We start from the raw sequence: 18,624 nt of genomic DNA, 5'->3' as shown, positions 1-18,624 counted from the left end.
CGGCAGTTTCAGGCCGTCGTAGTCGCCCGGGCGCCGGATGCGGCTCAGTTCGAGAAGGAGCTGCGGTGCACCACGACACCGCCCGGTTTCAGGTCGGTGATGGTCACGGCCGAGCCCTTCGGCACACCCTCGCCCAGGTCGGAAGACGCCGTCTGGGTGATCCGGGCGCCCTGCCGGTCGTGGAAGGTCACCTGGCCGGTGCCGTGCGGAAGGATGTCGAGGGTGACCACGGCGGGCCGCCCGATCCAGCCGTAGCGGCTGGTGAGCGAGTTGTACTGCTGGCGGCCGAGGGGTTTGAGGATGAACTGGTGGGTGGCCGCACCGGTGGCCAGGAAGGCCGCACCGGCGATGGGCCAGGCCAGCAGGGCGGGGACACCGCTGTAGGCGGCGATGAAGCCGGCCGCCCCGAAGCCGACGAGCGAGATCGCCAGGACCCGGATGCTGAACCAGGTGGGCGCATCGAGAGCGGCAGACCCTTCCGGGATGACGCCACCGGCGTCGGCCGAGGCGTCGGCATCCAGGCCGCCCGCCTCAGCTACTTCACCGCCGAGGTCCGCGCCCGCGTCGCCGGCCGAGAAACCGCTGTCGTGCCCGGGTTCTCCGTCGGCCCCACCCAGTTCGCCGAGCAGCACGCTCAGGAGAAGAACCAGGAATCCCGTCGCGCCAACCGCGATGAAAATGATCTGCGAGTCCGGCATGACGACGAGCGATCCTCCTGAACCTGGCTGGCGTGGCATGGGTCTGGTGCGGGCAGGGCGTGGTGCGGAACAGCGTGGGGCTGGAGGGCTCGGCGCAGGCCTCGCTCACCTGACTTGGCCGGTGGGTACCGGCCCAGCATTCAGCAGACGCATAAGTCAGCCTGTGTGTTGCATGTGATCGTGCAAGTGATCTGCGGACCTCGTCGTCAGAGGCGCAGCAGCAGGTCTGTCACCCGCTCGGGCCCCTCGGCGAGCACGTTGTGACGCACCGGCCATTCCTCGTAGCGCCAGGCCGGGTCTTCGCTGACGCGGCGCATGCTTTCGGGGGCCTGCAGGCCACCTGGCGTCTTCAGCGCGGCTACGAAGTGTTTCACCGGCACCGTCTTCCAGGCCCCGCTCAGTCGCGTGGGCTGGAGCAGGGTGGCCAGCGGGTGGGGGCGGGCGCGTTCGTCGAAGAACGGCAGGGGAGCCACGCCCAGGCCGTCGGGGGTGACCGCCTCGAGGAAGTACTCGCGGTTGGCCGGGGTGGTGAAGGTGTAGCAGCTCTCGCCGTTCTCCAGCACGTCCGAGTCCAGGTGCACCAGCGCCGCGATCTGCTGCGGGACCTGGTCGGCGACCTGGTTGATCACCGAGCCCCCGTAGCTGTGCCCGACCAGGACCAGATCGTCCTGCCCGGTCGCCGGGGCCTGGTCGAGCACCTGCTGCACGTGCGTGTCCAGATTGATCGCCCGCTGCCCGGCGAGCTCGTCGCCCTCGGCCAGACCGGCCGGTGTGACCGGGACGGCCCGATGGCCGGCGGCGGTCAGGCGCTCGACCACCGGCTGCCACCACCAGCCGCCGTGCCAGGCGCCGGGAACCAGGATGAAGTTGGTCACGTGAGCCTCCCCAAGGCCGAAGCTTTCTGGTCAGGCCCAATCTAGGCGGCAGGTCCGACAGTTTGGCGGGTCACGATCCGGTAAACCGGCCTGAACTGCCTACATTGACGGGCCGGGCCGGGCTGCGGTACCACTGCGCTGCTGACTCAGGATCCGCCGCCCGGGCGAACCGTCGGCTCGTCCTGCTCATGGTGGAGAGGGAATTGGGTGCCTGAGGTCGGAACAGCGGCGCGTGGTGCGGAGGTCTTCGGCCAGGATGCGCTGATCGTCTGCGACAGCCTGGTCCGGATCTACCAGACCGGCTCGATCGAGGTCCAGGCCCTGCAGGGGCTCGACCTGCTGGTCGACGCGGGCGAGATGATCGCTCTGGTGGGCGCGTCCGGGTCGGGCAAGTCCACCCTGCTGTCGCTGCTGGCCGGAATCGACGCCCCGACCGCGGGCCGGGCCCGGGTGGCGGGCTGGGACCTGCTGGACATGTCCGCCCGCGACCGGTTGCGTTACCGGCGCCAGACCGTGGGTTACGTGCGCCAGCAGACCGCGCAGAACCTGATCCCGTACCTGACGGCCGCCCAGGTCGTCGACCTGCCCATGACCCTGGCCCGGGTGCCCCGCAAACTGCGCGCGCAGCGGGTGAACTCGCTGTTGGAGGCGGTCGGGGTCAAGCACTGCGCCGACCGCTACCCCGGGCAGATGTCCGGCGGAGAGCAGATGCGGGTGTCCATCGCGGTGGCGCTGGCCAACGAACCTCAGGTGCTGCTCGCCGACGAGCCCACGGGCGAGCTCGACACCGCCACCTCGGCCCAGGTGTTCGAGGTGTTGCGAGACGTGAACAAGAAGCTCGGGGTCACGATCGTGGTGGTCACCCACGATCCGGACGTCAGCGGGCAGGTGGAGCGCACGGTGGCGATCCGAGACGGGCGCACCAGCAGCGAGGTGCTGCGGCGCACCTCCACCGCGGAGAACGGGGACGACGAAGTGGTCCACGAGGAGTACGCGGTGATGGACCGGGCCGGGCGGGTGCAGGTGCCCAAGGACTACCGCGAGGCGCTGAACCTGACCCGTCGCGTGCGGCTGGCGCTCGAGGGTGACCACGTGAGCATCCGCCCCGACCAGGTGGAGACCTCCCCGGCCGACTCGAAGAGCCTGGGTGAAAACGCATGAGCGAGAAGCAGAACGGTCAGGGCGGGTCGCCTTCCTCCGAGACCGGAGGACGGGTGGACGCGGCGCAGCCGCCCATCCTGAGTCTGCGGGGTGTCAGCCGTTCCTACGGAACTGGTGCGGGCGCCGTCCATGCTCTGAAAGATGTCTCGTTCGACGTGCAGCCCGGCACGATGGTGGCCCTGGTCGGGCGTTCCGGATCGGGCAAGACCACGCTGCTGAACCTGGTCGGCGGGCTGGACTCGCCCGATGCCGGCGAGATCCGGCTGGAGGGGACCGACGTCACCGGCCTGGACGAGGCCGGCCGGAGCCGGTTGCGGCGCGACGGCGTGGCCTATGTGTTCCAGACCTTCGGCCTGGTACCGGTGCTCTCGGCGGCCGAGAACGTCGGGGTACCCCTGCGGATGCGGCGTACCCCGCGCGCCGAACGTGAACGTCGGGTCGCCCTCTTGCTGGAACTGGTGGGCCTGCAGGCACACGCCGAGCAGCGTCCCGACGAACTTTCCGGCGGCCAGCAGCAGCGGGTGGCCATCGCCCGCGCGCTCGCGGCTTCGCCGCGGCTCCTGGTGGCCGACGAGCCGACCGGTCAGCTGGACGCCGAGACCGGCCTTTCGGTGATGGCCCTCCTGCGCGGGGTGGTCGAGTCCGAGGGAGTGACGGCGCTGATCTCCACCCACGACGAGGTGATGATGCGTCTGGCCGACCGGGTGCTGCGGATCTCCGACGGCCAGATCGCCGAGGACGTGCTCCAGAAGACCGAGGCATGATCACCCTGCTGGCCCGCCGGGCCGCGGCGTCCTGGCCGCTCCTGGCCGCGGTGGTCGCGGTGGTCGTGATCGGGGCCACCCTGCTCGGGGTCTCGACCCGGCTGCTGACCGGCTCCGCCGACCGCGCCCTGTCGTCCGGCCTGGCCCGGGTGGAGCCGGAGGAGGCCGAGGTGACCGCCTACCTCACCGACGTCCCCGGCGAGAACGGTGCCGAGGCCACCCGCCGGACCGAGGAACTGCTCACCCGCACGCTGTCCCCGCTCGGGGAGCCGGACGTCCGCACCCGGGCCTCGAGCTCCATGCGCGAGGTGCTGCGGCGGGGGACCGACCCGCAGGTCGCGTACCTTTCCGGGCTGAGCGATCTCCAGCAGGGGACGGAACTGCTCAGCGGGAAGTGGCCGGGGGAACCGGCCGACGGTGAGCTGCCGGCCGTGGTGCTCGAGGCCACCGCCCAGGCGATGGGGCTGGAACCGGGTGACCGGGTGCACCTGGGCCGACAGGCCACCACCGGCCGACGCGACCAGGTGCTGAGTACCGAGCTCGTCGTCACCGGGGTGGTGGCGCCCCGGCCGGACGCCGGCTGGGACCGCGACCCGCTGGAGGCCGCCGGGGTCGACCCGGCGCTCGAAGCCGGGTTCCCCTACCCGGTGCGGGCCTACGGGCCGCTCCTGGTCGATCTGCCCACGCTCTGGGACACCGGCATGATGTTCGACCGGGTGCAGACCGACGCCCTTCCGGACCTGAGCAGCCCGAGCGTGGCCGAGCTGGACCAGGTCTCGGCCGGTCTGGCCGGCCTGGACCGTACCCACCGCGATCTGCTCGGTGACCTGATCGGCAATCAGCGCGTCGCCTCGGCGTTGCCCTGGACCCTGGACCGGGCGCACGCCCAGGAGGCCACGACCCGTTCCACCGTGCTGGTCGTGGTGCTGCTCGGCACCCTGCTCACGGCCTCCGCCCTGGCCCTGGCCGGACGCCTGGTCACGCGGTCCCGGGCCACTCACACGGCGCTGTTCGCGGCGCTGGGGGCCAGTCGCGCCCAGATCCTCGGCCTGGCCGCCGGCGAGGCGTTGCTGCTGGCGCTGATCGCCACGGCGGTCGCGCTCCCGGCCTCCTCGCTCGGGCACTCCGCCCTGACCCGGCTGCCGGACCTGGCCGCTGCGGGTCTGGCCGAACCGCCCGGTCTGAGCCTGGTCCAGGTGCTGGTGGTGCTGGCCGGTTCCGTCGTGCTGGCCGCGGTCCTGCTTCTGCCGGCGCTGCAGCCGGATCCGGTGACGTCGGGCCGGGCCGGCCGGAAGGAAACCGGCGCGCTGGTCCGTTCCGGTGCCGACGTGGCCCTTCTCGTCCTGGCCGGAGTGGGCTTCTGGCAACTGAAGGTGCAGCCGGGCGGCGAGACCGGCATCGACGTCGTGCGCATCCTCGCACCGGGCGTCGTCCTGCTGGCCGGGGCCGCGCTGATGGTGCGCCTCACCGGCCTGCCGCTGCTCCTGGCCGACCGCCTCGCCCGCCGCTCCGACCGTCTTCTGCTGCCGCTGGCGGCGTTCGACGCCGCTCGTCGGCCCCAGGCGGCGGCCGCCGCGTTGCTGCTCGTACTGGCCTCGGCCGCGGGCACTTTCGGGGTGGCCTTCGCCGCCACCTGGCAGCAGTCGCAGGCCGACCAGGCCGATCTGGCGGTGGGTACCGACCTGCGGGTGGCCCTGACCGGACCGGCCCGTGCGGGGCAGAGCGAGGCCCTGACCGCAGCGACGGGCGGCACGGTCTCACCGGCGATGAGCCGCAACGTCATCGTGGGCAACTGGCTGGGCGGCACCGGCGACCCACCCCAGCTGGTCGCCGTCAACACCGCCTCGGCCGAGCTGCGGGGGAGACCGCCCGAGGGGAAGACCTGGCCCGGGGTGACCCGGGAGCTGGCCGAGCCGGGCCCGGTGACCGGTTTCGAGCCGTCCGGTCCGGGCCCGATCGAGGTGGTCGCCCAGGGGTCGTCGGGGGCCGGGCAGGTGATCTCGGCCCGGCCCGGAGTGGTGGTCCAGGACCCGGCGGGTCTGCGGATCGGCTGCTATCTGCCGGTTTTCGAGCTCGACGGCAAGAAGCACGAACTCTCCGGCTGCGACCCGGCGCAGGCCGGGTCCAAGGTGGTCGCGGTGATCCTCGACCTCGACCTGAACGCGCCGCCCAACCCGGGTGCAGCCGCTTTCGGCGCTGTTCCGGTCGACCTGAACCTGCGGTTCCCCGGGGCGCGGACCGCTCCGGGACAGTGGACGATGGACGGCTCGTTCGGTGAGGACGCGGGCGACGCCGTGATCACCGGTGTGCAGGGCGAGTTGGCGAACCGCGGCGAGGACACGGTTCTCAGCCTGCGCGCCGACGTCCCCGAGGACGTCCTCACCTTCCTGACCGGGCATCTCGTGGTCACCGGCTTCGAACCGCAGGAGGTGGTGCCGGTGGCGGTCTCCCAGCGGTTCGCCGACGTGTCCGGGGCGACCCCGGGGCGCCGGCTCAACGTCACCCTCGGCACCACCCCGGTGTCGGTCCGGGTCCGCTCGGTCGTGCCGGAGGTGCCCTCGGCCCCCGGCGCGAGCGCGGTGCTGGCCGACCTGGACTCGCTCAGCCGGGCGCTGATCACCCGCAGCGACCTGTCGACGATCGGCCAGGCCTGGTGGGTGAGCGACGCGAAGACCCCGGAAGCGGCGGCTGCCCTGGGCCTGGGGGAGGTGACCTCTCGGGCGCAGGTCCACCAGCAGCTCTCCCGCGGGCCGCTCCGGATCGGCCTGCCGGCCGCCCTGATCATGCTGGTCCCCGCGGCCCTGCTGCTGGCGATCGGCGGGCTGGTCATGCACGTGGTCTCCGACCTGCGGGTGCGGGCCCTGGAGGTGGCCCGGCTGCGGGCCCTGGGCCTGACCCGACGAACCGTCTCCGGCGTGCTGCTGGCTCAGCACGGTGGTCTGCTGGCCATGCTGGTGGCCGCGGGTGGCGTGGTCGGTCTCGTCGCTGCCGGACTCATCGGCCCCCTGCTGGTCCGGTCCGACCTGGGCGGGGCCCCGGCGCCCCCGGCCCGGCCCAGCTGGCCCTGGACCGAGCAGGCCCTGCTGCTGAGCGCGTTGCTGGTGGCCGGGCTCCTGGTGATCCAGGTGGTGGGCCACGTCCAGGTACGGGCGGCCGATGCGCGGACCCGTAGGAGCGGACGATGAGCGGCTTCCCGTTCCCGCACGGCCCCAGCGTCCGCGGCCGGCTCCGCGCCGACCGTGGTCCGCTGGCCCTCACCGCCGTGGTGATGTTCCTGGCCGTCCTGATCGCCGCGGCCACGCCCCCGCTGATCGAGAAGGCCGCCGACCAGGCCCTGGCGGACGCCGCACGGGAGGCCGGAAGCCGTTCCTGGCTGAGCGTGCGCGGGAGTTTCGACCCCTCCTCGCCCTATCCGCCGCGGTACCGCGACCCGAGCTCGGCCGAGCTGGTCGAGGCCACCGGCCGCACCGCCGACGACCTGCTCGCACCGGCCCTCGAGCCGGTCTTCGGGCCCCCGGTGATGCGCGCCTCCAGCACCGTCTTCGACGTGAGTTCCGGCCCGGCCCCGGGCCTGAGCTTCCGCCTGGTCCATGCCAATGGCGCGGGCGAGGACCCGGGGCCGCGGGTCACCTGGGTCAAGGGTGAGGCTCCGGGCGCGGCCGAGGAGACCGTGCGCCGGACCCTGGCGCCCTGGCCGGTGCAGGTCGGCCTGTCCGAACCGGCCGCCGAACTGCTCGACGCCGGCGTGGGTGACGGGATCAGCGCCGGCAACGACCGACGCGAGTCCCTCGAGCTCACGGTCAGCGGCATCTACCGCCCCCAGGACCCGGCCGAGGACGTCTGGCAGGTCGAGACCGGCCTGGTCCGGCCGGAGACCTTCACGGACACCCGCGGCATCAGCCAGAGCTCCTTCTCCGTGCTGATGTCGGCGGAGTCGCTGCCCGACGGCCGGCTGGCGGTGAACCCGGACGGGATGAACCTCACCGGGGTCTTCCGGCCCGAGCCCGGTGCCCTGAACCGGCAGAACGCGCAGAGCGTGGCCGACGCGCTGGTCCTGATGGAATCGGGAGCGGCGACCGCCGAGAGCGGGCCACCGCTGGAGTACAGCAGCGGCCTCGACACCGTCCTGCAGCGCACGCTCGGTCAGATCAGGGTCGGCATCGGCCTGGCCACGGTGATCCTGCTGGCCGTGCTCAGCGGTCTGGGCCTGGCCCTGTTCCTCACCGCCGAGCTGCTGACCCACCGCCGCGCAGCAGTTCTCACCTCGACCCGCCGACGCGGGGCCGGCCTGCCGGGTCTGGCCCTGGAACTGGCGGTCGAGTCGGTCTCGCTCACCCTGCTGGCCGGTGGTGCGGGCCTGCTGTTCGCGTGGCTCGTCGCGGGTGAGTTCTCCCTGGCCTGGGTGGTTCCGGTGCTGCTGCTCGCCGCCACCTGCGGACCGCTTTTCGCCGTGGTGCAGGCGGCCCGGGCGACCAGCCGGAAAGCCGCTCCGGCCAACCGGTCTGCGCGCCGCAACCGGCGGATCACCCAGCAGATGCGCCGGGTCGCGGCGGAGGCCGTGGTGGTCCTGCTCGCCGTCGCCGCCCTGGCCGCGTTGAGCCAGCGCGGCATCGTGGTCCAGGACACGGGGGAGTCCGATCTGCTGCCCGCCTTCGCCCCCACCCTGCTCGCGGTCACTGCGGGGGTCCTGCTGCTGCGCCTGATCCCGCTTCTCCTGCGCGCCGTCCTGCGACTGGCCACCCGGGGGGAGGGGAGTCTGCCCCTGCTCGCGGCCAGCCGGGCCGCAGACACCGGCGCGCGCCCGCTGCCGATGATCACCGTGGTGGCCACGGTGGCGCTGAGCGTGTTCGTTCTCGCGGTCCGGGCCACGGCCGGCCAGGACGTGGTCCTTCCGCCCGAGATGCTCCAGGACGCGCAGCCTTTGCCGGCCGCAGTGGCCGACGGGGTGCAGAGTCTGGCGGTCGCCGCGGCCCTGGTGCTGACCCTGCTGGCCGTGCTGGCCCTGGTGCTCGGTGCCTCGGCCTCGGCTCCGGCCCGCGGCGAGACCCAGGCCCGGCTGCGGACTCTGGGCCTGACCCCCTCGGACACGCGCTGGATCACGGCCGGGGAGTTGCTGCCGGTGGCGTTGGTCGGCGGCCTGGTGGGCTGGGCGGTGGGCGGGGTGCTGGCCTGGCAGGCCGTGCATCTCCTCTCGTTGCGGGTGCTGTCCGGGGGCCCCGACGATCCGCCCCTGGTCGTGCCCCTGGTGGCCCATCTGCCGGTGGTGTTGCTGCTGCTGGCCCTGGCCGGGGTGGTCGCCGTGGAGACGTCGCTGCGCCGCCGCGAACGTCTGGGGCAGGTGCTGCGGGCCTGAGCCCACTTGCGTAACCGGATCGACGTTCCGTATGTTGTGGAACGTTGATCCGGTAATGCTGTGCGTTCGGAAGGAACCGTTCCATGTCCCAGACCTCCACTGCCCCAGCCATCGTCTCGGTGAAGCCGGTCGTCCTGCCCGCCCCCGAACGGGGTGACGACCTGCAGGTCCGGGTGTCCGCCCCGATCGAGGGCGAGAACCTGCCGGTGGTCGTGTTCTCGCACGGTTTCGCCCAGTCGCTCGACGCCTACGCGCCCCTGGCCGATCACTGGGCCCAGAGCGGCTTCGTCGTGCTCCAGCCCACCCACCTGGACTCAAGCACCCTCGCCGTCACCCCCGAAGACCCGAGGTACCCCGCAATCTGGCGCACTCGCGTCCATGATCTGGTTCGTATCCTCGACGACCTCGACACCCTGATCGCGGCGGTACCCGGACTGGCAGGCCGGGTCGACACCGGCCGGATCGCGGCCGCCGGGCACTCGTGGGGCGGCCAGACCGTCGGCACCCTGCTCGGTGCCCGGGTGCTGGACGACGACGGCCGGCCGGGAGAAGACCTCTCCGATGCCCGGGTGAAGGCCGGGCTGCTGCTGGCCGCCACGGGAGTCGGCGACGACCTGACGCCGTTCGCGGCCGAGCACTTCCCCTTCATGAAGCCGGACTTCTCCGCGCTGAGCACGCCGACTCTGGTGGTGGCGGGGGACAAGGACCAGTCGATGCTCTCCGAGCGGGGGCCGGACTGGTTCGTCGACCCGTACCGGCTCAGCCCGGGCGCCCGCGCCCTGCTGACGCTGTTCGGTGGTGAGCACACCCTGGGCGGGATCGTCGGGGTGGCCCACACCCAGACCACCGACGAGAACCCTGAGCGGGTGGCCCTGGTGCAGCGGGTCAGCGTGGCCTACCTGCGGCACGAACTGGGGCTGGACAGTTCGGAGTGGACCACTCTGCTGCAGGACGGCGTGGGCCCGAACGCCTCGCTGGAGGAGAAGAAGTAGAGCCACTGCGCAGGCGCCCCGGCCCCTCCTCGGGCAAGATCTGCTCATGGCAGCTGCGGAGCACGACCGACGGGGGACGGGAGTCGTCTTCACCCCCTCGCCCCTTCTCACCGTGACCATCGAGGGCCGGCCCGACGGGGACACCGAGATCCACGTGCACGGTGGTGGTCAGGGGGTCTGGATCGCCCGGATGATGTCTTCGCTGGGCTGCGAGACCCGGCTCACCGGCCCCTTCGGCGGGGAGAGCGGCGAGGTGCTGATCCCGCTGATCGAGCGCGAGGGCATCATCCCCCGGCCGCTGCGGACCAACCACACCAACGGCTCCTACGTGCACGACCGGCGCGAGGGTGAGCGCGAGGTCGTGGCCACCCACAACGCCTACGCCATCTCCCGGCACGACCACGACGAGCTCTACGACCTCACCCTGGTCGAGGGCCTGAACGCCGGGGTCGTGGTGCTGGGCGGGCCGGACGGCGAGAACCTCATCGAGCCGGAGACCTACCGGCGGCTGGCCTCCGACCTCACGTCGCACGAGGTGCCCGTGGTGGTCGACCTGTCCGGCGACTACCTGGAGGCTGCGGTCTCGGGTGGCGTGCACGTGGTGAAGGTCAGTCACGAAGAGCTTTTGGACGATGGGCGCGCCTCCTCGGAGGACCCGAAGGATCTCATCAAGGCGGCTGAGAAACTCCGCGAGGCCGGGGCGGCGAACGTCATCGTGTCGCGGGCCGGAGACCCGGCGATCGCCCTGATCGGCGATCGGGTGGTGGAGGTGGAGACCCCCTCGTTCGAGCGGGCCGACCACCGCGGCGCCGGCGACTCGATGACGGCCGGGCTGGCGGTGGGCACCAGTGCGGGCATGGCGCTGGAGGATGCACTGGTCCTGGGCGCTGCGGCGGGCACGCTGAACACCACCCGGCACGGCCTGGCCACCGGCGAGCGGGAACTGATCGAGAAGCTGCGCGAACGAGTGGTCCTGCGCAATCTTTGAGTTCTGGAGGTGAGGGTGCCTTGCGGGCACTGATCACGAACGACGACGGGGTGAGCAGCGAGGGCATCCGCACGCTCACCGAAGCGGCTCTGGCTGCGGGCCTGGACGTGACGGTGGCGGCCCCGCACGAGGAGCGCAGCGGTGCCAGCGCCATGCTCTCGGCCCTGGAGGACGACGGCCGCCTGCTGATCGACCGCACCACGGTGGCCGGCACCGAGGCCCTGGCCGTGCACGCCTCGCCCGCGATGATCGTCTTCGTCGCGGTACGAGGTGCTTTCGGCGAACCGCCGGACATCATCCTGTCCGGGGTCAACCACGGCCCCAACACCGGCCAGGCGGTGCTGCACTCCGGCACCGTCGGCGCCGGCCTGACCGCGGTCTCCCAGGGGCGGGCGGCCCTGGCCGTCTCGCTGATCGGCAGCCGGCCCACCCGCTTCGACACCGCCCGGGCGGCCACCGACCAGGCCCTGGCCTGGTTCCTGGAGAACTGCGAGAACCCCTACGTACTCAACATCAACGTCCCGGACATCCCTCCGGAGCAACTGCGCGGCCTGAAACCCGCCTCGCTGGCCTCGTTCGGTGCCGTCCAGGCCGAGATCGGCGAGATCGGTGAGGGTTTCGTCACCGCCACGTTCCACGAGATCGGTGACGAGCCGGAGCCGGGCACCGACGTGGCCCTGCTGCGCGAGGGCTGGGCCACGGCCACCGCCCTGCGCCCGCCGATCGTCGCCGACGCGGTGAACCTGACCGGGCTCGGGGGGACGGAAGGATGAGTGATCCGGACGAGCGGCTGGCCCAGCGGCTGACCGAGCAGGACGAGACGGTTCGGGTGACCCAGGACGCCCGTTCCGGCGGCCTCGACGACCTCGGCGACCTCGGTGTCGGCGCGGTGGTGATCAACACCCAGGACATGGGCCGGGCTGTGCGGTTCTGGATGCGCGCCCTGGGATACCGGTTGCGCGACAACGACGTCGATCCCGACTTCACCGTGCTGGTGCATCCGGGTGGCGTCGGCGTGCCGGTGTCGCTGCAGCGGGCCGAGAGTCAGGCGGGTGAACCGGGACGGGTACATCTGGATCTGTACACCAGCGAACAGGAACGCCACATCGAGCGCCTGGTCGGCCTGGGCGCCACCCGGGTCACCGAGTGGGACTATCCCTCGCACGCCGACTGGGTGGTGCTGAGAGACCCGGACGGAAACGTGTTCTGCGTGGTCGACCACGTGGGGGAGTGAACGCCCCCCGCATCATCGACCGGCCCACGCGGCTCCCAGCAGTGCCGGCAAGGCACGGAATCGGCGCTGCGGCGGCCGGGGTGGCGCGGTCTGCAGGGGCACGGCGGTGGACATGTCCAGGGTGATCACCGTGTGCTCGCCCGAGAAACCGCCCTGGCCACCGACCTCGAGCTGCCACTGCGGCCGTTCCATCTGCTTGGTCAGCCACTGCACGTCCAGGTCCAGAGCCAGGGCCACGTCGTGGATGCTGGCGCTGCCGCCCATCTCCATCAGGGCGTTGTGCACGTCGGCGGGCCCGCAGACCCCGCTGAGCCGGACGGCCCGGCGGGCATTCGGGGCACGATCGTGTGCGGCCGCCTCGGCCTCGGTGAGATACTCGATGACGCACAGGGTGTCACCGCCCTCGTGCTCCCAGCCGATGTGCGAGATCAGGACCTCGGGCCCCAGGGTCTGTTTGGCCCGGGCGCGGGCCTGGTCGTTGTTCTTGACCGAGTTCTTGCCCGCGTAGGGGTAGGTCACCGTTTCCATGACGGCTCCTCCGCTCTCCGATGAGGGGGAAAGATTTTGCCCCCAGTCGGCCGCCCGCGCGAAGGTGTTAGCGACTTCAAGCAACCCGATCGAGGGTTCACCCGGTCGGGCCACTCGCGACGGGTCTCCCGGCGGCCGGTCAGGGCGCCTGGGTGACCGGTGCCGACGATCCGGAGACCACCAGCGTCCCTAATTGGTAGGAGAGACCGGCCAGTTCGTCGGCAGTGGCCTTGGTGCCCCCGGCCGACTCCTGGTGTTCCCGGGTGGCCTCGGCCATCGCCGAGATGGCCAGGTCGGTCTGCTCCACCGCCACGGTCTGCTGACTGGTGGAGAGCTGGATCTGCCGGGCCGACTCCATCGTGTTCGCCACCAGGGCCACGATCTCCTCGAAGCTGTCCACCGCCTGCCCGACCATCGTGGCCCCGTCGCCGACCACCTCCGAGGCCTCCCGGCTGACCCGCCGGGTGTCCTCCACCGCCGACGACACCGAGGCGACCAGTTCGCCGATCTCCCGGGTCGAGCCGGCCACCCGGTCGGCCAGCGCCCGGATCTCGTCGGCCAGGGCGGCGAACCGGGCCGCCTCGGTGCCCGCGCCGGCCGCCTCGATGCTGGCGTTGATCGCCACGATGTTGGTCAGTTCGGCCAGCTCCGAGACGATCTCCACGACTCCGCTGATCTGGTGCGCCTTCTGGTTCAGGCCCTCCATGTGGGCCTCCACCGATCCGGAGTGCTCGCGGATGCGCTCCATCGAGGAGCGGGTGGCCAGCACGATGTCCCGGCCGTGACGGCCGGCCTCCTCGGTCTGCCCGGCCGCCGACACCACGTCCTGCGCCCCCTCGGCGATCCGGCGCGACTCGGTCAGCATCTCCTTGACCGTGGTGGCGATCTCGGCCGCCGAACTGGCCTGCTGACTCGCGCCCTCGGTCTGGCGCTGGGCACTGAGCACCAGGTCGGCCGAGGACGCCTGGACCGAGCGGACCGCGGACAGCACCCGCCCGCGAACCTGACGCACCACCAGCGAGGCCACCACTGCGGCCCCGACCAGGATGGCCAGGAAGGCCGCGACCACCAGACGGACGCCGTCGCGGGCGACCTGGGTGGCCGCCTCCTCCCGTTCCAGCACCAGGCCCTGCAGGTACTCGTAGAGGGTGTCCATCGCCCGGGTGGTGGTGACCCGCTGCTCGTCGATCTCGCCCCAGGCCGCGACCACCGCCTCGGCCTCGGCGCCCTGCTGCCGCAGCTGGATCGGGCCCTCGTCGAGCCGGATGAAGTTGGCCTGCAGCGAGGCGATCCGCTCCACCAGTTCCCGGCCCCGGGCGGTGTCCACGGTCTCGCCCAGCGTGCGCAGCTGCTGCTCGAACTCCTGGTCCAGGCGGTACTGCTCACCCAGGTACTTGGGCCGGGCGGAGAACAGGTAGGCGCGGTTGGCGGCGGCGCGGGCGTCGCGCAGGTCCATCAGGGTGCGGGCCTGCAGCACCAGCGAGGTGTCGTGCTCGATCACCCGGTCCTTGTGCTCGACCACCCGCTGCTGCACGTTCAGGGCCAGCACGGCCATGCCGAGGGTGAGCAGCAGCACGAAGCCCAGCGCGGTGAACACGCTGGTGGTCACGGTCCACTCCCGGCGTTCCCGCGAGCGTCTCCAGCCCAGCCCCACACCGACCCCCGATCGGACGCGACCCCCGTCGGGTCTCAGCCCCGTCGTCGGCAGCGGGCGCCCCGGCCTTTACTCCGATCGGTGGGTGGAGTCCAGAAGCAGCGCGTGGTGGTGCATGTCGTGCCAGCCGTCGCTGTGCAGAAGCGACTGCACGGCCGTGCCCTCCAGGGCGAAGCCGCAGCGCTGGGCCACCCGGCAGGAGGGTTCGTTGCGGGTGGAGTGCAGCAGCGTGAGCCGGTGCAGACCGTGGGCCCGCGACCAGGTGGTCAGGGCCCGGGTGGCGCGGGTGGCGACCTGCTGGTTGCGCGCCGCGGGGGCCACCCAGTAGGCCACCTCGGCCTCGCCCAGGCTGAGGTCGGCCACCCGGAACCCGATCCGGCCCAGCGCCTTCCCCTCGCCCTCGACCAGCCAGTCGGCCGCCGTCTCGCCCGCCCAGGCGGCGCTCTTGCGCTCGATCCAGGCCGTGGCCTCGGCCTCGTCGGCCAGGGCGAGCGCGTGCCACCGCTGGATATCCGGGTCGGAGTAGGCCTCGAGCAGGAAGGGCTCGTCACCGTGACGCCACGGCCGCAGGAGCAGCCCTTCCCCGCGGAAACCCGGTTGTGGCACCGAGGACCACGAACCGGCCGGGATCACATCTCTGACCAGAGCAGGCATGTGGCCCATTCTAGGGACAGCTCAATGATCAAGAGGCGGGCCACCGGCGGGCGCCGTAGCGTCGCCGCATGACGACGACGGACAGCCGCTCCCAGTCGACGACCAGCACGGTGCGTCTCGGTGTGAACGGCTCCGAGCACGAACTGGCCCTGGACAACCGCACCTCCCTGCTCGACGCACTGCGTGAGCACCTCGACCTGACCGGGTCGAAGAAGGGGTGCGACCACGGCCAGTGCGGGGCCTGCACGGTGCTGCTGGACGGCCGCCGGGTGAACGCCTGCCTGGTCCTCGCCGTGACTGCGCAGGGCCGCGAGATCACCACCGTCGAAGGCCTGGCCGACGGCGAGAGCCTGCATCCGGTGCAGCGCGCCTTCGTCGACCGGGACGCCTTCCAGTGCGGTTACTGCACGCCGGGCCAGATCTGCTCGGCGGTCGGGGTGCTGTCCGAGGCCCGGGCCGGCTGGCCCTCTGCGGTCACCCCGCCCGAATCCGGCCCGCCCGAGGTTCCGGTCGCGCTCGACGAGGCCGAGGTCCGCGAGCGGATGAGCGGAAATCTGTGCCGCTGCGGCGCCTACGCCAACATCGTCCCGGCCGTGCTCGACGCGGCCGCAGCCGGTCACGCCCCGGGAATCGAGACCGGGTACGAGCCGGGAGGAACGCGATGAAGCCTTTCGCCTATGCCGTGGCCGAGGCCCCGGGTCAGGCCGTCGACCAGCTCGCCGGCCGGCCGGGCGCCAAGTTCCTGGGCGGCGGCACCAACCTGGTCGACCTGATGCGCCTGGGGGTGGAGTCGCCGGATCTGCTGGTGGACGTGACCCGCCTGGATCTGGACCGGATCGAGGCGACGGCGGGCGGGGGCCTCCTGGTCGGCGCCGTCGTACGCAACTCCGACCTCGCCGCCGACCCGCGGGTGCGCACCGCCTACCCGATGCTCTCCCAGGCTCTGCTCTCGGGTGCCTCCGGCCAGCTGCGCAACCTGGCCACCGTGGGCGGAAACCTGTTGCAGCGCACCCGTTGCCTCTACTTCCAGGACGTGACCAAACCGTGCAACAAGCGTAAGCCCGGTTCCGGCTGCCCGGCCCGCACGGGCGTCCATCGTGACCTGGCCATCCTCGGCGCCGGTGAGCACTGCATCGCGACCCATCCGTCCGACTTCGCCGTGGCCCTGGCCGCGCTCGACGCCCGGGTGCACGTCACCGGCCCGGGCGGGGACCGGCAGGTCGCCCTGAACGAGCTGTACCGGGCACCCGGTGAAGACCCCTCACGAGACACCGTTCTCGACCCGGCCGACCTGATCACCGCGGTCGAGCTGCCCAGTCCGCTTGCTGTGCATCAGAACTCGCTGTACCGCAAGGCTCGAGACCGGGCCTCGTACGCGTTCGCGGTCGGATCGGTCGCGGCCGGGCTGAGCCTCACTGCCGACGGCACGGTCGAGGAGGTCCGGATCGCGCTCGGCGCAGTGGCTCACAAGCCCTGGCGGGCCCGCCTGGCCGAGACCGCACTGACCGGCCGCGTGGCCGGCGCCGAGGAGTTCCGCCGGGCCGCCGAACTCGAGATGGCAGCCGCCGAACCGCTGCCGGACAACGAGTTCAAGGTCCGGCTGAGCCAGAACCTGATCGTCGCCGCCCTGTGCACCCTGGCCGGGATCGAGGAGGAAGCGTGAGCGCCGCCCTGACCGGCCCGCCGCTGGCCCGCGACGAGTCGGTCGAGAAGGTCACCGGAACGGCCCGTTACGCCTACGAGCACGGTGAGCCGGGCGGGACGGCCTACGCCTGGATCGTGACCTCGCCGGTGGCCCGGGGGCGGGTGCTCGCCGTGGACGCCGACCACGTGCTGCGCGACGACGACGTGATCGCCGTGCTCTGGCACGAGAATGCGCCGCGGCTGGGCGATGTCGGTGATCCGGTGCTGGCCGTGCTGCAGTCGCCGGAGGTGGCCTACCACGGTCAGTTGGTGGCCCTGGTGGTGGCGAAGACTCCGGAGGCGGCCCGGGAGGCGGCGGCCGCCCTGCCGGTGCAGTACGAGGAACTCGACCACGACGTCGTCCTGACCCCCGACCACGCCTCGCTGTACAAGCCGGAGAAGGTGAACCCGGCGTTCGCGACCGACAGCGAACAGGGCGAGCCGGACCAGGCGTTCGACCGCAGCCCGGTCCGCGTCGACCACACCTACACCACCGTCGCCCTGCACAACAATCCGCTCGAACCGCACGCCACCACCGCGATCTGGGCCGACGACGGGTCGCTCACCGTGCACGACTCCAGTCAGGGCGGGCAGCCGGTGCGCAAGACCCTGGCCGGGCTGTTCGAGCTGGACGCGGGCCGGGTGCGGGTGCTCAACCCGCACGTGGGCGGCGGATTCGGGTCGAAGGGCACACCGCGGCCGAACGTGGTGCTGGCCGCCCTGGCCGCGAAGGTCACCGGGCGCCCGGTCAAGCTCGCGGTCACCCGGCAGCAGATGTTCTCGCTGGTCGGGTACCGGACGCCGACGATCCAGCGGATCCGGCTGGGGGCCGACCGGGACGGGCGGCTGAACGCGATCATCCACGAGGTGGTCGAACAGACCGCCACCGTGAAGGAGTTCGCCGAGCAGACCGCGGTCTCGACCCGTTCGATGTACGCCGCCCCCAACCGCCGCACCAGCCACCGCCTGGCCCGGCTGGACGTGCCGGTGCCGTCGTGGATGCGCGCACCGGGGGAGTGCCCGGGCTTCTACGCCTTCGAGTCGGCGGTCGACGAGCTGGCCGCCGAACTCGGCCTGGACCCGGTGGAACTGCGCATCCGTAACGAGCCGGAGATCGACCCGGAGACCGGGAACCCGTTCTCCAGCCGCAATCTGGTGGCCTGCCTGCGGGAGGGGGCCCGGCGCTTCGGGTGGCGGCCGGGGCCGCGCACTCCCGGTGAGCGGCGTGAGGGCCGCTGGCTGATCGGGTCGGGAGTGGCCGCGTCGTTCTACCCGACCTACGAGATGCCCGCCAGTGCCCGGGCCTCGGCCGACGGGAACGGTTGCTACACCGTGGCGATCAACGCGGCGGACATCGGCACCGGCGCGCGCACCGCGCTGCGCCAGCTGGCCGCCGAGGCCCTGGACGTGCCCGCCGAGCGGGTGAAGATGCTGATCGGCGACACCGACCTGCCGGAGGCCGGTATCGCCGGTGGCTCGATGGGCACCCGGTCGTGGGGGTGGGCGGTCAGCAAGGCCTGCCGTCAGCTGCGCGAGCAGGGTGTTTCGTCGGTGACCGCGAACACCGCAGAGGACATCAAGGCCCTCGGGAAGAAACACACCCGGGGGGCCTACGGGGCCCAGTTCGTCGAGGTCCGGGTGAACCGTGACACCGGCGAACTGCGGGTGCCGCGGATGACCGGGGTGTTCGCGGCCGGGCGGATCGTCAACGCCCGCACCGCGCGGTCGCAGTTTCTCGGCGGCATGACGATGGGCCTGTCGATGGCCCTGCACGAGGAGGGCGTGATCGAGCCGGCGTTCGGCGACTACCTCAACCGCGACCTGGCCTCGTACCACGTCGCATCCTGTGCCGACGTCGGGGCGGTGGACATCGGCTGGATCGAGGAGGGGGACGAGCACCTCGGCGGGGCCGGGACCAAGGGCATCGGCGAGATCGGCATCGTCGGCACCGCGGCCGCGGTGGCCAACGCCGTCCACGACGCCACCGGGGTCCGGGTCCGGGACCTGCCGATCCATCTGGAAGACGTTCTGCGCTGAGGG

At 72.1% G+C, this 18,624-nt stretch carries 16 protein-coding genes; 11 read left to right on the top strand and 5 right to left on the bottom strand.

Going from position 1 to position 18,624, the window contains the following annotated elements; translation table 11 throughout:
* Positions 1 to 44: 44 nt before the first annotated feature.
* A complete protein-coding gene (locus LWF15_RS16910) occupies positions 45 to 698 on the bottom strand; it encodes a hypothetical protein (protein WP_232811792.1) in 654 nt (217 codons plus the stop codon).
* Between the two features lie 206 nt (positions 699 to 904).
* Complete coding sequence (locus LWF15_RS16905; RefSeq protein WP_232811791.1) at positions 905 to 1,573, bottom strand: alpha/beta fold hydrolase; 669 nt, start codon at positions 1,571 to 1,573, stop codon at positions 905 to 907.
* A gap of 207 nt (positions 1,574 to 1,780) precedes the next feature.
* Between LWF15_RS16905 and LWF15_RS16900 the strand changes: the two genes are divergently transcribed.
* From LWF15_RS16900 to LWF15_RS16865, 8 genes are all read left to right on the top strand, one after another.
* Entirely contained in the window at positions 1,781 to 2,734 is a 954-nt protein-coding gene (locus LWF15_RS16900; RefSeq protein ID WP_232811790.1) for an ABC transporter ATP-binding protein, read from the top strand.
* Positions 2,731 to 3,498 carry an ABC transporter ATP-binding protein gene (locus tag LWF15_RS16895; RefSeq protein WP_232811789.1) on the top strand — a complete coding sequence of 256 codons (768 nt, stop codon included), beginning with the start codon at positions 2,731 to 2,733 and terminating at the stop codon, positions 3,496 to 3,498. Before LWF15_RS16900 ends, LWF15_RS16895 begins: the two co-directional genes overlap by 4 nt.
* A complete protein-coding gene (locus LWF15_RS16890; protein WP_232811788.1) occupies positions 3,495 to 6,683 on the top strand; it encodes an FtsX-like permease family protein in 3,189 nt (1,062 codons plus the stop codon). Before LWF15_RS16895 ends, LWF15_RS16890 begins: the two co-directional genes overlap by 4 nt.
* Positions 6,680 to 8,851 (top strand): FtsX-like permease family protein, encoded by a 2,172-nt coding sequence (locus tag LWF15_RS16885; protein WP_232811787.1) that lies wholly within the window; start codon positions 6,680 to 6,682, stop codon positions 8,849 to 8,851. Before LWF15_RS16890 ends, LWF15_RS16885 begins: the two co-directional genes overlap by 4 nt.
* 83 nt (positions 8,852 to 8,934) lie before the next feature.
* Complete coding sequence (locus tag LWF15_RS16880; protein WP_232811786.1) at positions 8,935 to 9,843, top strand: alpha/beta hydrolase family protein; 909 nt, start codon at positions 8,935 to 8,937, stop codon at positions 9,841 to 9,843.
* A 46-nt stretch (positions 9,844 to 9,889) separates the two neighbouring features.
* On the top strand, positions 9,890 to 10,831 hold the full coding sequence (locus tag LWF15_RS16875; protein WP_232811785.1) for a 1-phosphofructokinase family hexose kinase: 942 nt from the start codon (positions 9,890 to 9,892) through the stop codon (positions 10,829 to 10,831).
* 20 nt (positions 10,832 to 10,851) lie between these two features.
* Positions 10,852 to 11,604, top strand: a complete 753-nt coding sequence (surE, locus tag LWF15_RS16870) for a 5'/3'-nucleotidase SurE (RefSeq protein WP_232811784.1) — start codon at positions 10,852 to 10,854, stop codon at positions 11,602 to 11,604.
* A complete protein-coding gene (locus LWF15_RS16865) occupies positions 11,601 to 12,065 on the top strand; it encodes a VOC family protein (RefSeq protein ID WP_232811783.1) in 465 nt (154 codons plus the stop codon). The genes surE and LWF15_RS16865 overlap by 4 nt, the downstream gene beginning before the upstream one ends.
* Before the next feature lie 12 nt (positions 12,066 to 12,077).
* On the opposite strand, the gene LWF15_RS16860 is transcribed toward LWF15_RS16865, so the two are convergent.
* The 3 genes from LWF15_RS16860 to LWF15_RS16850 all read right to left on the bottom strand — a co-directional run bounded on the left by LWF15_RS16860 (position 12,078) and on the right by LWF15_RS16850 (position 14,901).
* Entirely contained in the window at positions 12,078 to 12,593 is a 516-nt protein-coding gene (locus tag LWF15_RS16860) for a hypothetical protein (RefSeq protein WP_232811782.1), read from the bottom strand.
* A 139-nt stretch (positions 12,594 to 12,732) separates the two neighbouring features.
* Entirely contained in the window at positions 12,733 to 14,202 is a 1,470-nt protein-coding gene (locus tag LWF15_RS37595; protein WP_232811781.1) for a methyl-accepting chemotaxis protein, read from the bottom strand.
* A 114-nt stretch (positions 14,203 to 14,316) separates the two neighbouring features.
* Positions 14,317 to 14,901: a GNAT family N-acetyltransferase gene (locus tag LWF15_RS16850; RefSeq protein ID WP_232811780.1), complete on the bottom strand. Its 585-nt coding sequence runs from the start codon at positions 14,899 to 14,901 to the stop codon at positions 14,317 to 14,319.
* A gap of 68 nt (positions 14,902 to 14,969) precedes the next feature.
* Here LWF15_RS16850 and LWF15_RS16845 point away from each other — a divergent pair, with 68 nt between their 5' ends.
* Genes LWF15_RS16845 through LWF15_RS16835 form a run of 3 tightly spaced genes read left to right on the top strand, consistent with a single transcriptional unit; the run spans position 14,970 to position 18,621 of the window.
* Complete coding sequence (locus LWF15_RS16845) at positions 14,970 to 15,566, top strand: 2Fe-2S iron-sulfur cluster-binding protein (protein WP_232811779.1); 597 nt, start codon at positions 14,970 to 14,972, stop codon at positions 15,564 to 15,566.
* Entirely contained in the window at positions 15,563 to 16,564 is a 1,002-nt protein-coding gene (locus LWF15_RS16840) for an FAD binding domain-containing protein (protein WP_232811778.1), read from the top strand. The genes LWF15_RS16845 and LWF15_RS16840 overlap by 4 nt, the downstream gene beginning before the upstream one ends.
* Positions 16,561 to 18,621, top strand: a complete 2,061-nt coding sequence (locus LWF15_RS16835) for a xanthine dehydrogenase family protein molybdopterin-binding subunit (protein WP_232811777.1) — start codon at positions 16,561 to 16,563, stop codon at positions 18,619 to 18,621. The genes LWF15_RS16840 and LWF15_RS16835 overlap by 4 nt, the downstream gene beginning before the upstream one ends.
* The last annotated feature ends 3 nt before the right edge of the window (positions 18,622 to 18,624 follow it).

This window comes from Kineosporia rhizophila, assembly GCF_021277265.1.
In the GTDB taxonomy this organism is placed as follows: domain Bacteria; phylum Actinomycetota; class Actinomycetes; order Actinomycetales; family Kineosporiaceae; genus Kineosporia; species Kineosporia rhizophila.
Note: the sequence above shows the minus strand (reverse complement) of the source record. Positions and strands in the feature narration are given on the sequence as shown.